Below are 12823 nucleotides of genomic sequence, written 5' to 3' on the forward strand. Positions count from 1 at the left end.
GGTCATACACTCCGTTGTTCCCCGATGACTCCCCCCCACAAGTGATATCAATATGATTGTGTCATTATTTTGGAGTCTAATTGATTTTACGCAGCGAACAGGCCGTGCTCGCCAATATTTTGGCGAACAAACTGTAATCCATTGAATGTAAAGGAGCTCTTGTCCCCTGCGCGGGCCACTCGCCTGTTGATCCGTGACAACGGCGCGTCGGTCCAATAGATTAGGCGCCCGGAAATGCCCAAGGCATTTCGCGCCTCACAACCTGTCAAATGAAATAGCGAAATTTCGATGCCTGATTCCCATACCGATGAAGCCGTAACCTCCTTGTCCGCCAAGCACGAGTACGAAAACGCGATCAATCTTTCCCAGCACGTGGCCCAGGCCAAGACCATCAGTGAAATGGTGCTCGACGCTTTCCACACCTCCAAGGAAAGCGATGAGATTCGCCAGTTGCGCGCGGCAATCCGCCAGGCGCACGACCGTTTTGACGACGACAAAGCCTACGAACTCATGGGCCAGCTCAAGCAACTCAAGGACGCCGAGGCCGCGGATATCGCCGCGCTGGAAGACTTGAGCACGAAATTCCCGATCACCCGGATCCTCTCCAGCTACAAGGACGACCCGGCGTTCCAGGAACTGGTCTACGGCCTGGCGCTCAAGGTGCTGAACCAGACCCACCAGGCGGTGAGCAACCCGAATGCCGGCAAGGGCAAGGCCGCGCGCCCGAAGAAAGAAGCCGAGGTCTTCGTGATCAGCAAGGACGGCAACAGCGTCAACTTCCCGCTGCGCACGCCACGCTCCAAGGCCAACGCCGATCGCGAAGCCTACGAGTTCCTGGGCTTCGCCTTTGCTGGTCATGGCGACCTGGCCGAACTGCTGAGCGAAACCTTTGTGGACAACGAAGGCAACGAACAACCGGCGACACGCAAGAACATCGTCACCGCGATCCAGCAACAGACCGCGTTTGCCGGCTACAGCATCGTTCAGCAGTAAAACCGCGATGGCTTGATCGAAGCCGTGGTGGGAAAGGGTGGATGTGTTACGAGGTGCGACGTGCCGGGGAACAGATCCGCCCTTTTTGCTTCATGAGCGTTGCAAACGACGCGACTTTTCCTCAAGCCCTGCCATGCCGATCCCATTCGAAAACGGACCTCGTATGCTTCAGCCCCTGTTGACCAGCGTTTACCCCGGCTTCGACCCGGAACAGACCAAGATCCATTTCGCCCAGCACAATGGTTCCGACGATCCACTGGATGTGTACTTCGCCGGTAAGTTCGACGACTGGCAGGCCTGGCAACGCCAGAAGAATTTCGAACGACCGCTGTTGCTGTCGCTGGTGCAGATGCCGCGCTGGAACAAGTGGCTGTTTGTCGGCGCCTACGATTCGCTGGAAGCGATTCCCAACGATGAGTATCCGCCCCTGCAGTATCACTACCGCTACCGCAAGGTCGAAGCCTTCAGGCCACTGGAGGGGCGACTGGTCATTCACCATGAGAAGACGGCCCGGGCCAACTATCGAAACCTGGAAACCTGCCTCCACGAACTGCAACTGTCGGAAATTCGCGAAGAACGGCTCACCATCGGCCCGTTCCCCGGCTTCAAGGACGTCAATGTCAGCTACCCGGAACTGCGGTTGATCGTCAATCAGGAGCTGGAGTCCTGGCGCACGGCGCTGTCCAGCGTCGCCGGGGTCTACCTGATCTCCGACCGGGAACAGAACCAGCTCTACGTGGGCAGTGCCACCGGCATGGATGGCATCTGGGGACGCTGGGTGACCTACGCACATTCGGGTCATGGCGGCAACGTGCGGCTGGTGGATCTCGAAGCCGTGCGCGGGGGCAGTTTCTCGGAGAAGTTCCACTTTTCCATCCTGGAAATCGCCGACAAACACACCGGCGCCGACGAAATGCGCGACAAGGAAAATCACTGGAAAGTCCGCCTGCTGACACGCGACAGCGGCCTGAACGGCAACTGAGTCGTGGCAGCTAAAGCCCCGTGCAGTCCCGGGCCGGCACGGCGCTGAATCGACTTTTGCGCGCGAGGAAATCCGGGCTTCCCGGCTTCAGCGCCAGCGCCCGCTCTTCAGCCGCCAGCGCGCCGACAAAGTCCCCCGACCGCGCCTTGACGCAAGCCAGGGTATCCAGGGCATTGGCTCCGGGTTCCAGCGCCACGTCCCGTTGCGCCGCGAGCTGGGCTTCGGCCAGCAGGGCCGGGGTCTTGAAGGCGGCCGTGCTGGCGATGATCCAGGCCAGGTTGTTCTGCCCCTTCGGCGACTGGGGATAGAGCCGCACACCCGTGCGGTAATCCGCCAGGGCCTCGTCGAGCTTGCCCTGTTTGTGCCAGGACTCGCCACGCAACAAGGTCGCGTACCCCAGCACTTCGTCGCGCGACAGGCTTCGCCCCTGCCAGGCCGGCAGACCCGCCGGCGTGCGGCATTGGGCGCGGCCATTGGTGTCCCAGTCCATCGCCGGACCGTGGCGGGGCGTCCAGCGCAGGTAGTTGTGGCTCTCGCCATCGGGCAGGCGCATTTCCACCAGGCTCATGGGCAGCGACAGGGACTCGGCCACCGACAGATACAGGAACGCGCTGGTGTCACAGTCGGCGATATGCCGCCCGCCTCCGGGCAGTGTGCGCGAGGCCAGGGCATCGCCCAGGGTTTCGGTCGGGACGTACAGCTGGAAACCGTTGTCGACGAGCGTGGCCCCCGCCACCGTAAACGTGGCCCGGGCCTGCGCTTGCCAGTCGGCCTTTGCGCCGGGCCGGGCAGCCAGCGAATCCCGCGCCTGATCGATCAGCGAGTCCAGCAGGCGAAAACTCTCGTCCGGCACGAAGCAGGCCTCAGACTCCAGCATAAGGATCTCGTAGCCCAGGCCGCGATGGCGGGGTTGGTAAGTCCTGGGTGAAGGCTTCGAGCATTGCCGGGAGGCAAGCGCAGTGCCGGGCTGGGCGATAGGGCCTGCATACAGGCTCGAGTCCCCACACAGGGGTAAATCGGTCGGAGAACGGATGGCTTGATCAAACAGCGGCTGATTCGCACCGGCGTACAGAGACGCCAATATCAAAGCCAGAGTCGACAAACCTTGGAACAACTCTCTGATCACTCCGTGCACTCTTCTTTTCGCGCCATGCTCACCTCACCGTACATTATGCCTACTACCTCGGTTTCCTCCAGGCAACTCACCGCCTGAACGAACTTGTCCATTTGCAAAAGTAGCCTTTAAAGGCTACTTTCAAAAATGTAGCCTTCAGAGGCTACTCTCTTATCCCTTCTGCACAGAGATACTCCATGGCGATCAAGGCGGTATTGACGGGCGACCTGATCCACTCCCAGGCAGCGGATAGCACGCGGGCCTATATCGACGGCCTGAAGGCGGTGCTCGACGAACTCGGCAAGCACTATGACTTCCAGGTGGAAATCTTTCGTGGTGATGGTTTCCAGTTGGTCCCCGTATCACCGGAACAGGCTTTTCATTGTGCATTAGCCCTACGCGCCGGTCTGATCGCCAAAAGCCCGCCAGGGGAGCGATGGGATGCCCGGATCGCCGTCGGGGTCGGTTCGGCAAACTCAAACCCAGGATATGGCGAAGCCTATGTGTTGTCCGGCCAAGGCTTGGACAGCATGAAGAGGACGACGCTCATGTTGTTCAGCCATGACCTGAACCTGCAAGAGCGCACCGAGTTGTTGACGGAATTTGTCGGTACGACCCTCGATGAATGGACAATCGTGGAGGCCCGGACCTATTTCCTCCACATGACCGAAAACCTTGATCAACAAGGCACCGCACGCATGCTCGGCAAGTCCAGGGTCACTGTGAACAAAGCACTGCAACGCGCACATGCACGCTTGCTGGATCGTTATCTCGATTGCACCGGTGAATGGATCAAGGGATTGAACCATGCTTGATTCAACGGTTTTTTTACTGATCCTGCTGCTTGCTTACGTCACCGTCGAATTCATGCTGTTACCGCACAATGTCGAAAACACGCCTAACAAGGGCCTGGAACTGACCATAGAAATGCTGCTCCATGCCCTCCTCCTGGGGACGCTGCTGTACTTTCTGCGCGATAACGTCGAATTGGCCCTCGGGGGCTCGGCGATGACGCTCCTGGTGCGGCTGTTGGCCGGTACGGTATTACCCCGCCTAGGGCTGACATCGACATTCCTGTTTATTACTCGACAGGGGATGTTCCTTGCCCTGTTGATCGGGGTATGGCTCATCAGCGAGCAGTTTCTTTCCAGGATTTGCGACTACCTGTCCACTCAAGCCAATACGCGTAATCTGCTCGTCATACTGGCCTATCTGCTGGTACTTTCCCCGGCATCAGTCCTGATTGGCTCAATACTCAGTCCCATGCTGAAAGATATTGCCATCGGTGGGTCATTGAAGAATGCGGGGAGGCTTATCGGTTATCTGGAAAGGTCATTGATTCTAACCTTCGTCTTACTCGGTCAATGGGAGGCGGTAGGTTTCCTGCTCACGGCCAAAAGCATCTTACGCTTCAATGAAATACAAGGCGCCGAACACAGGCCCCTCAGCGAGTACGTACTGGTAGGCACTTTGCTGAGCTTTTCCATCAGCATTGGCATAGGTCTGATCGTCGTCCTGATACTGGATCTCTGACAGATACCCTCGCACAACACGCGTATCCTCCAGAAGCTACTTGTTGAAATGTAGCCCCTATAGGCTACTTCAGACAGACCGCATACTGGCTTCACTGCCACAACCTCAACCTGTACAGTATCACCGCGCCATAGGACATCGTGCCCTGTTGTTGGCCTGCAAAGCCCAAGATCAACAACGCCAAGGGAGTGAGCGATGATGGCCAATGCACCCAAGAACGGCCCCTGGAATATCAATCTCAGCGATATCAGTGAAGAAGTGGTGCACGCGATCCTCGAGCTGATCAGCGATGGCATCTGGGACTGGAATGCCAATACCGGTTTCGTCTACCGCAATCCCGGCTGGTACGAAATGCTCGGCTACACGCCCCATGCACTGCCCAACACTGTCTTTACCTGGGAAAACCTGGTCCACCCCGACGACTACCCCCAGGTCATGACCCACTTCGACAACCATATCCACGGTCATACCCAGGGTTACCTGGCCGAGTATCGCCTCAAGAACCGTCATGGCGACTACATCCTCATCGAGGATCGTGGCTACGTGATCTCCCGCAATGACGACGGCTCCGTGGCCCGCATGATCGGCGCGCACCGCAGTATCGAAGACAAGCGACGCCTGCTCGAACAACTCGAAGTGCGCACCCATTCCCTTGAAGCCCTGATCAACGAGCGGACCGCCGAGTTGTCGCGGGTCAATCATCAGTTGCAATTGCAGCTCGAGGAAAACCGCAAGCTGGCGCACAGCGACTCATTGACCGGCGTCGCCAATCGCTACCGGCTGGAACAGGTGCTGCGCAAGGAATGTGAGCGCGCCCAGCGCTTTCGCCAACCCTTGGCGCTGATCGCCATGGATATCGACGACTTCAAGCTGATCAACGACCAGCATGGCCATCTCGGCGGCGATGCGGTGCTGATGGAAGTCGCCCGGGGTATCCAGAGCTGCCTGCGCGATGTCGACGTATTGGCGCGCTGGGGTGGCGACGAATTCATGGTGGTTGTCCCCCACGGCACCCGGGCGACCTCGACGACCCTGGCCGGGCGGATACGCCGGATGATCCTGAAACTGCGGCCCAGGGGCACGATTTCCCTGAGCATGAGTTTTGGCGTGGTCGAACGCCTCGACGGTGAACAGATGGCGGCCCTGATGGGACGGGCCGACCAGGCGTTGTACCGGTCCAAGGCCGCAGGCAAGAACATGATCTCGGGTTGATCGCCGCGGCATTCCGCTATTTCCGCGCGCACAAAAAAACCCGCCGAAGCGGGTTTTTCCTTTGACCTTCCGACATCCTGTCAGCGGCCATCCTGGCCAGGTCGATCGTCCCTGATCCTGTACGCATCCTTGCGCAGCAGAAGTAGGTTCAGATTAGGCCAGTCGCCGTGGCCGACCAAGACGTGATCACCGGCATGTCGTGTAAGCCTTTAGCCATAGGCCAAGGCTTTTTCCACCGGCGCGCCAGCCAGTACACCGCAGACGGCTGCCACGATCATCTCCACCTCGGCCTCGTCAATCGTCAATGGCGGCAGCAGCCGGATGGTCTTGCCCCGCGTGACATTGATCAGCACGCCATGGTCACGGGCAGCGATCAATGCCAGGTCGCGGACCGGCTGCCTGAGTTCGATGCCGATCATCAACCCGCGGCCACGAATCTCCACGACCTGCGGATGCCCGCCCAGCTCGCTACGCAAACGCGCCAGCAGGCGCTCGCCCTGTTTCCGGGCGTTACCGACCAGGTCCTGTTCCTCGATGATATCGAGCACCGTGCAACCCACCCGACAGGCCAGCGGATTACCTCCGAAGGTACTGCCGTGGCTACCCGGCGTGAACAGTTCCGCCGCCCTGCCCCGCGCCAGGCAGGCGCCGATGGGAATGCCGTTGCCCAGGCCCTTGGCCAGGGTCATCACGTCCGGGACGATGCCTTCATGCTGGAAGGCGAACCACTGGCCGGTGCGGCCGATACCGGTCTGGATTTCGTCGAGCATCAGCAACCAGGAGCGGCGCTTGCACAAGTCCCCTACGGCTTTGAGATAGCCCGGCGGTGGCAGTTGCACGCCGCTTTCGCCCTGGATCGGCTCCATCAATACCGCGCAGATACGCTGGCCATGGCTGCGGGCGAGGCTGTGCAACAGCGGCAGGTCGCCGAACGGCACCTTGACGAAGTCCCCCGGCAGCGCGTGATAGCCCAGGCGCACTGCCGGACCGTCGCTGGCCGACAGGGTACCCAGGGTGCGCCCGTGAAAGGCGTTCTCCATGACCACCACCAGCGGCTGCTCGATGCCTTTGTGCCAGGCATGCAGGCGCGCCAGCTTCAACGCGCTTTCATTGGCCTCGGCCCCCGAATTGTTGAAGAACACCCGGTCCATGCCGGACAACTGGGTCAACTGCCGCGCCAGCCGTTGTTGCCAGTCGATGCTGTAGAGGTTCGAGGTGTGCAGCAGCAGGCCTGCCTGCTCGCTGATCGCACTGACCAGCCGTGGATGGGAATGGCCGACATTGGTCACCGCCACGCCCGCCACGGCATCCAGGTACTCGCGGCCGCCCTGGTCCCAGAGTCGCGTGCCCAAGCCTTTGACAAATCCCAGATCGAGCGGTTGATAGGTGGTCATCAGGCAGGCGGCGGTCATGGCATCGAGCTCCAGGCATCAGGGTGGTGCTGGCAGTATCGTTAGCCACCTGAGCTGGATAAACTCTTCACCACTTCAATAATTTTAAACCAGGGATTGATAATGGATCTGTTCCAGGCGATGCAGGTGTATGTGAAGGTGGTGGAGAGCGGCAGCATGACCGCGGCCGCCCTGGAGTGCGGTATTTCCACCACCATGGTCGGCAATCACCTGCGCGCGCTGGAGCAACGCCTCGGGGTCAGCCTGCTCAGCCGCACGACCCGGCGCCAGCGCCTGACCGAGTTCGGCGCGACCTACTACCAGCGCTGCCTCGAGGTACTCGGGCTGCTGGCCGATTCCGAGCGGTTGGCGGAACAGGTCCAGGGCGAGCCGAGCGGCACCCTGCGGATCACCGCGCCGCTGACCTTCGGCTCCGAACGCCTGGCGCCGGCCCTCAGCGAATTCGTGGCGCGGTATCCGCGGATCAAGCTCGACGTGATGCTCAGCAACCAGCGCGAGGACCTGATCGACAGCGGTTTCGACGTGGCGATCCGCCTGGGCGTGCCCGAGCCTTCGGCACTGATTGCCCGGCCCCTGGAAAACTACGCGCTGACGGTCTGTGCGGCGCCGGCGTACCTGCAAAGGCGCGGGACACCGCTGATCCCCCAGGATCTCGAACATCACGATTGCCTGGCCTTCACCTACCCGGCGGGAGACGACTGGCGGACGGTGGAAAAACAATGGAGCCTGAGTGGCCCGGAAGGAGAAATCCTGGTGCCGGTCAGTGGCCCGATGACCGTCAACAGCTCGTCGGCGCTGTATCAGGCGGCGCTCGCCGGCATGGGTATCGTGATGCTGCCGGATGCGCTGTTGCGCGACGACCTGCGCGAGGGTCGGCTGGTGCCGATCCTGGGAACCTACAAACTGCCCTGTCGGCCGATGAACCTGCTCTATGCGCAGGACCGCTACCGGCTGCCCAAGCTGCGCAGTTTCGTGGAGTTCGCGCTGGAGAAGTGGGCCAAGCCCTGAGAGAGGTCGTGGCGAGCGAATACACCCGCTCGCCACCCGCGGCCGCTTACTGGGCAGTGGCCTTGGCCGCATCCTCGATGATCGCCGCGACCTTGTCCGGATGGGACACCATCACCACATGGGACGCGCCCTTGATATCCACGGTTTCCTTGGAGCCGGCACGATCGGCCATGAACTTCAGGGCAGCCTCGGGAATGTTCTTGTCCGCCGAACCGTAGATGAACCAGGACGGCAGGTTTTTCCATGCCGGATCACCCGACGGCTCCTTCAGCGCCGCCTCGGCGATCGGACGCTGGGTCGCGGCCATCAGCGCGGCCTCTTTGGCCGGGACGTCAGCGGCAAACTGGGCGGGGAATTTGTCCTGCTGGATAAACAGGTCGACGGTGCCGTTTTTCAGTTGGACCGGCGGTGCCAGGGTCGGGCCGAGGGTACCACCCGGGTAGCGACCGGAGAGCTCGACGGCGGTCTCGCCTTTTTCCGGGGCGAAGGCCGCGACATAGACCAGGGCCTTGACGTTGGACTGGCCATGGACCGCGTTGGAAATCACCGAACCACCGTAGGAATGGCCGACCAGGATCACCGGGCCCGCTGTGTGTTCGACGATATCGGCCACGTAGTCCGAATCGCTCTTCACACTGTGCAGCGGGTTGGCGACAGCGATGACCGGATACCCCTTGGCCTGCAGGCGGGCAATCACCCCGTTCCAGCTGGACGACTCGGCAAAGGCGCCGTGCACCAGGACCACGGTGGCTTTCTTGCCGGGTTCCGTGGCAGCCGAGGCTGAAGCCGCCCAGCCCAGCGACAGGGCGCCGGCAGCGATGGCAACAGCGGCGAACAGTTTCGAGACAGCAGAGAGACGGGACGTTTGCATCGGTGTTTCCTCGTGCTTGAAGTGGATGATCCGCCGGAAGCGGCGGCGTCCAGGTCGCTGAACGTGGTGCCATGATGGGCAAAACCGATTTACGAATGGCGCCTTTTTGTCGATGATATGCGCCAGATCGTCTAAACCTGTCTTGAAAGAGATTGAATCCATGGATCGCCTGTCGACCTTGCTCACCCACTTCGGCATCGCCGCCGACACCTTTCACAGCGGCTTCCTGCGGGGCAAGGCCGAGCTCGACGGCGCACAACCGCGCGGGCATGTGCATTTGCTCAAAAGCGGACGCGTCAGCCTGGAGGCCGGAGGCAAGGTGCTGCGGATCGAAGAGCCCAGCCTGATCCTGATTCCCCGTCCACTGCCTCATCGCCTGATCGCCAGCGAGGCCGATGCCGCCGAGCTGGTGTGCGCCTCGTTGCGTTTCGACGGCGGTATCGACAATCCCTTGTCCGTGGCCTTGTCCGACACCATCGTGATGCCGCTCGCGGCGGTGCCCATGCTCGAAGGCACGCTGGAGTGGCTGTTCGACGAGGCCTTCGCCGAGCACTGTGGCCGGGAAGCGGTGATGAACCGCCTGTTCGAGCTGATGGTGATCCAGTTCCTGCGGCACATGATGGCCTACCACAGCATGACCACCGGGATGATGTCGGGCCTGGCCGACCTGCGCCTGGCACGAGCCATGACCATGATGCACAACCGGCCCGAGCGGCCCTGGACCGTGGCCGAACTGGCGCTGGAGTCGAACATGTCACGGGCCAGTTTCGCCGCGCATTTTCACAAGGTGGTCGGTCAGACTCCGGCGGACTATGTCCTGAGCTGGCGCGTGAGCCTGGCGCAGAAGCGCCTGCGCGAAGGCCGGCCGATTGCGCTGATCGCCGATGAGGTCGGTTACGAAAGCCCGTCGGCGCTGGCCCGGGCGTTTCGTCGCAAGATCGGCGAAAGCCCGCGGGAATGGCTGGCACGTCAGTCAGCCTGAATAAAAACCGCCGCCAGGGCATTCCGGCAGGCACTTTCGCCCACCTGGTCGATCAGACCCAACAGGCGCCTCGCCCCCGGCAAGGCAAACCAGCGACCGCGACAAGGATCAACAGCCGCCCATGTTCGAACACATCGACTTCACCTACCTGCTCGCCACCTACGGCTACTGGGCCATCTTCATCGGTTGCCTGCTGGAGGGTGAAAGCATCCTGATCCTCGGTGGCATGGCGGCCCATCAACAGGTATTGCAGCTGATGCCGGTGATCTTCTGGGCCAGCCTGGGCGGCATGCTCGGCGATCAGTTGCTGTTCTGGACCGGGCGTTATTTCGGCGCCCGCCTGTTGCCGCACCTGCATCGCCAGCAGGCGGCAATCGACCGGGTCACCGGGCTGATCGCGCGCTACCCGCTGGCCTCGGTGTTTTCCGTGCGTTTCCTGTATGGCATGCGCCTGGTGGGCCCGCTGGTGATCGGCGCCAGCGGCCTGTCGCCGCTGCGCTTCAGTCTGATCAACCTGCTCGGCGCGGTGGTCTGGGCCAGCCTCTTCGCCTCCGGCGGCTACTGGGCCGGCGAATTCCTGGAACAGATGCTCGGCAACCTCAAGCCCTACCGCCTGCCCATCGTCATCGGCGTGGTGCTGCTGATGGCGGGCATCGCGCTGATCCGGCACCTGCGGAGCCAGCGCAAGGCCCGCCAGTCAGACGCGAAACTGCCCCACCATCCCCCGCAGTGAATTGGCCAACTGCGACAGCTCGTGGCTGGAGGCGCTGGTCTGGTCGGCGCCGGTAGCCGAACGCAGCGACAGGTCGCGGATATTCACCAGGTTGCGGTCCACTTCACGGGCGACCTGGGCCTGCTCCTCGGCGGCACTGGCGATCACCAGGTTGCGCTCATGGATCTGGTGCACCGAGCTGGTAATGGTCTGCAAGGCGTCACCCGCCCGTTCGGCCAGGGCCTGGGTACTGGCGGCGCGGCGGGAACTGGCCTGCATCGAATCCAGGGCCTGGGTCGAGCCGTTGCGCATCCCCTGGACCATCTGCTCGATTTCCTGGGTCGATTGCTGGGTGCGATGGGCCAGGGCACGCACCTCGTCCGCCACCACGGCAAAGCCGCGTCCGCTCTCGCCGGCACGGGCGGCCTCGATGGCGGCGTTGAGCGCCAGCAGGTTGGTCTGTTCGGCAATCGCCCGGATCACATCGAGCACCTTGCCGATGTCCTGGGACCGTGCGGCCAGTGACTGCACCAGTTCCCCGGTATGCGCCACTTCACCGGCCAGGGCGTTGATCGCCTCGACCGTTTCGCTGACCCGCTCCTGGCCCAGCCGCGCCGAGTCGCTGGACTCACGGGTGGCCTCGGAAGTGGACACGGCGTTGCGCGCGACCTCCTCCACGGCGGTGGTCATTTCGGTGACGGCGGTGGCCGCCTGCTCGATTTCGTTGTTCTGCTGCTGCATATCGCGGGTGCTGCCGAGGGTCACCGCGTTCAACTCGTCTGCCGCCGTCGCCAGTTGCGCCGCGGAACCGCTGATACCCTGCAAGGTGTTGCGCAGGGTCTGTTGCATGGTCGCCAGGGCTTCGAGCAGGCGGCTCACTTCATCGTTGCCACGGGCTTCGATGGTCTGGGTCAGGTCGCCGCGCGCCACGTTCTGCGCGGCACTCAGGGCTTCGCCCAACGGCTTGACGATACTGCGGGTCAGCAGCATCGCCAGGACCACGGTGGCCAGGGCCGCCAGCACGATAAACAGGCTGACGATCATCCGCGACCCCGTGTAATACGCCTCGGATTTCAGGCTCTCGGCCGCAACCTGCTTGCTGAACAGGTCTGCCAGGTCGGTGAGCTGCTTGCCCGAACCATCGACCACGGTTTTCATGTCCACCAGCAGCAGCTTGATCAACTCATCCCGTCGCCCCTGTTCCGCCAGGGTGAACGACTGGGCGATACCGGAACGGTAAGCGGCGAAGGTCGACTTGAACTGGTCATACAACACCTTGGCTTCCGGCGTGGTGACCAGCTTGTCGTAGGCATTGATCTTGTCGCTCAGTTCCTTGTCCCGCGTGTCCATCTGGCCGCGGTACACGGCAACGTTCTTCGGGTCCGGATCAAGGGCCATGCGCAGGGAGATGGTGCGGATGCGCAGCATGATCTCGCGAATCTCGTCACCGCCTCGAATACTCGGCAGCCATTGGGTTTCAACCGCCACTTCGCTGTCGCGGATACTCGACATCTTCTCCAGAGCGAACACCCCGAGCAAGGCCACCAGCAAGGCAATCAGGGCAAACCCGAGCGCTGCGCGGGGCGCGATATTCAATTGACGAAGAAACATGACGGCAGCCTTTTCTTGTAGGGATCCGAAGAGGAACGGCGTCGGCACAGGCACCGACGACTGGCAGGCTATCGGCAAGTTGTATGACAACTTGAACACACTGTCGGGAAAAACAAGGCCGTGTGCCATCAATGAGCTATTGTGCTGCAAAGCCAACTCGATCTTGGGGCCAGGCTCTTGAGACCAGGGTGCGCGGGGATTAAGTGAAACATTGCTTTTCCATCGGCCACAAAAAACCCGCCGAAGCGGGTTTTTTGTTGACCATTACGACATCCTGTCGTCGACCGTCCTGGCCTGGGCCAATCTTCCATGACTCTGTGCACATCCTTGCGCAGCAGCGATGGGTAAAGATTAAGCCCCGCGGCAAAGGCGCAACAGAGGAGATCTCGGTGT

The 12823-nt window shown here is 61.6% G+C and carries 12 protein-coding genes and 1 pseudogene; 8 read left to right on the forward strand and 5 right to left on the reverse strand.

The window, feature by feature from the left end; translation table 11 throughout:
• The first annotated feature begins 288 nt into the window (after window positions 1-288).
• Together ACL9RJ_RS11210 and ACL9RJ_RS11215 are read left to right on the forward strand one after the other, a co-directional pair.
• Window positions 289-993: a hypothetical protein gene (locus ACL9RJ_RS11210; RefSeq protein WP_017123661.1), complete on the forward strand. Its 705-nt coding sequence runs from the start codon at window positions 289-291 to the stop codon at window positions 991-993.
• 163 nt (window positions 994-1156) lie between these two features.
• The gene (locus ACL9RJ_RS11215) at window positions 1157-1975 is read left to right on the forward strand and encodes a GIY-YIG nuclease family protein (protein WP_177065166.1); all 819 of its coding nucleotides are present in this window, start codon (window positions 1157-1159) and stop codon (window positions 1973-1975) included.
• A gap of 10 nt (window positions 1976-1985) precedes the next feature.
• Here ACL9RJ_RS11215 and ACL9RJ_RS11220 read toward each other — a convergent pair whose 3' ends face one another.
• Window positions 1986-2852, reverse strand: a complete 867-nt coding sequence (locus ACL9RJ_RS11220) for a hypothetical protein (RefSeq protein ID WP_017123659.1) — start codon at window positions 2850-2852, stop codon at window positions 1986-1988.
• A 434-nt stretch (window positions 2853-3286) separates the two neighbouring features.
• Between ACL9RJ_RS11220 and ACL9RJ_RS11225 the strand changes: the two genes are divergently transcribed.
• The 3 genes from ACL9RJ_RS11225 (at window position 3287) to ACL9RJ_RS11235 (ending at window position 5834) form a co-directional block, all read left to right on the forward strand.
• Entirely contained in the window at window positions 3287-3904 is a 618-nt protein-coding gene (locus tag ACL9RJ_RS11225) for a hypothetical protein (RefSeq protein WP_178991856.1), read from the forward strand.
• Window positions 3897-4622 carry a hypothetical protein gene (locus ACL9RJ_RS11230; RefSeq protein WP_017123656.1) on the forward strand — a complete coding sequence of 242 codons (726 nt, stop codon included), beginning with the start codon at window positions 3897-3899 and terminating at the stop codon, window positions 4620-4622. The genes ACL9RJ_RS11225 and ACL9RJ_RS11230 overlap by 8 nt, the downstream gene beginning before the upstream one ends.
• 198 nt (window positions 4623-4820) lie before the next feature.
• Window positions 4821-5834 (forward strand): sensor domain-containing diguanylate cyclase, encoded by a 1014-nt coding sequence (locus tag ACL9RJ_RS11235; RefSeq protein ID WP_177084583.1) that lies wholly within the window; start codon window positions 4821-4823, stop codon window positions 5832-5834.
• A gap of 209 nt (window positions 5835-6043) precedes the next feature.
• On the opposite strand, the gene ACL9RJ_RS11240 is transcribed toward ACL9RJ_RS11235, so the two are convergent.
• Window positions 6044-7246, reverse strand: coding sequence for an aspartate aminotransferase family protein (locus ACL9RJ_RS11240; RefSeq protein ID WP_422765255.1), 1203 nt, complete (start codon window positions 7244-7246; stop codon window positions 6044-6046).
• Window positions 7247-7348: 102 nt separating this feature from the next.
• Here ACL9RJ_RS11240 and ACL9RJ_RS11245 point away from each other — a divergent pair, with 102 nt between their 5' ends.
• Window positions 7349-8254, forward strand: coding sequence for a LysR family transcriptional regulator (locus ACL9RJ_RS11245; RefSeq protein ID WP_017123653.1), 906 nt, complete (start codon window positions 7349-7351; stop codon window positions 8252-8254).
• A 46-nt stretch (window positions 8255-8300) separates the two neighbouring features.
• On the opposite strand, the gene ACL9RJ_RS11250 is transcribed toward ACL9RJ_RS11245, so the two are convergent.
• Complete coding sequence (locus ACL9RJ_RS11250) at window positions 8301-9125, reverse strand: alpha/beta fold hydrolase (RefSeq protein ID WP_177084193.1); 825 nt, start codon at window positions 9123-9125, stop codon at window positions 8301-8303.
• 160 nt (window positions 9126-9285) lie between these two features.
• Between ACL9RJ_RS11250 and ACL9RJ_RS11255 the strand changes: the two genes are divergently transcribed.
• Together ACL9RJ_RS11255 and ACL9RJ_RS11260 are read left to right on the forward strand one after the other, a co-directional pair.
• Complete coding sequence (locus ACL9RJ_RS11255) at window positions 9286-10107, forward strand: AraC family transcriptional regulator (RefSeq protein ID WP_017123652.1); 822 nt, start codon at window positions 9286-9288, stop codon at window positions 10105-10107.
• Between the two features lie 121 nt (window positions 10108-10228).
• Window positions 10229-10840, forward strand: coding sequence for a DedA family protein (locus ACL9RJ_RS11260; RefSeq protein ID WP_017123651.1), 612 nt, complete (start codon window positions 10229-10231; stop codon window positions 10838-10840).
• On the opposite strand, the gene ACL9RJ_RS11265 is transcribed toward ACL9RJ_RS11260, so the two are convergent.
• Both ACL9RJ_RS11265 and ACL9RJ_RS11270 read right to left on the reverse strand, forming a co-directional pair.
• Window positions 10805-11668 carry a methyl-accepting chemotaxis protein gene (locus ACL9RJ_RS11265; RefSeq protein ID WP_422765316.1) on the reverse strand — a complete coding sequence of 288 codons (864 nt, stop codon included), beginning with the start codon at window positions 11666-11668 and terminating at the stop codon, window positions 10805-10807. The genes ACL9RJ_RS11260 and ACL9RJ_RS11265 overlap by 36 nt on opposite strands.
• Window positions 11663-12559, reverse strand: a pseudogene (locus ACL9RJ_RS11270) (MCP four helix bundle domain-containing protein); the annotation flags it as partial. The pseudogene ACL9RJ_RS11270 and the gene ACL9RJ_RS11265, both read right to left, overlap by 6 nt.
• Window positions 12560-12823 lie beyond the last annotated feature (264 nt).

It is taken from the genome of Pseudomonas sp. Mn2068, assembly GCF_049319725.1.
In the GTDB taxonomy this organism is placed as follows: Bacteria; Pseudomonadota; Gammaproteobacteria; order Pseudomonadales; family Pseudomonadaceae; genus Aquipseudomonas; species Aquipseudomonas gingeri.

Bases quoted from the DNA above. Each gene is read 5' to 3' on its own strand.
- ACL9RJ_RS11265 (WP_422765316.1), bottom strand. From the start codon at position 11,668: ATGCAACAGACCCTGCGCAACACCTTGCAGGGTATCAGCGGTTCCGCG.
- ACL9RJ_RS11230 (WP_017123656.1), top strand. From the start codon at position 3,897: ATGCTTGATTCAACGGTTTTTTTACTGATCCTGCTGCTTGCTTACGTC.
- ACL9RJ_RS11255 (WP_017123652.1), top strand. From the start codon at position 9,286: ATGGATCGCCTGTCGACCTTGCTCACCCACTTCGGCATCGCCGCCGAC.
- ACL9RJ_RS11245 (WP_017123653.1), top strand. From the start codon at position 7,349: ATGGATCTGTTCCAGGCGATGCAGGTGTATGTGAAGGTGGTGGAGAGC.
- ACL9RJ_RS11235 (WP_177084583.1), top strand. From the start codon at position 4,821: ATGGCCAATGCACCCAAGAACGGCCCCTGGAATATCAATCTCAGCGAT.
- ACL9RJ_RS11250 (WP_177084193.1), bottom strand. From the start codon at position 9,125: ATGCAAACGTCCCGTCTCTCTGCTGTCTCGAAACTGTTCGCCGCTGTT.
- ACL9RJ_RS11215 (WP_177065166.1), top strand. From the start codon at position 1,157: ATGCTTCAGCCCCTGTTGACCAGCGTTTACCCCGGCTTCGACCCGGAA.
- ACL9RJ_RS11260 (WP_017123651.1), top strand. From the start codon at position 10,229: ATGTTCGAACACATCGACTTCACCTACCTGCTCGCCACCTACGGCTAC.
- ACL9RJ_RS11225 (WP_178991856.1), top strand. From the start codon at position 3,287: ATGGCGATCAAGGCGGTATTGACGGGCGACCTGATCCACTCCCAGGCA.
- ACL9RJ_RS11220 (WP_017123659.1), bottom strand. From the start codon at position 2,852: ATGCTGGAGTCTGAGGCCTGCTTCGTGCCGGACGAGAGTTTTCGCCTG.
- ACL9RJ_RS11210 (WP_017123661.1), top strand. From the start codon at position 289: ATGCCTGATTCCCATACCGATGAAGCCGTAACCTCCTTGTCCGCCAAG.
- ACL9RJ_RS11240 (WP_422765255.1), bottom strand. From the start codon at position 7,246: ATGACCGCCGCCTGCCTGATGACCACCTATCAACCGCTCGATCTGGGA.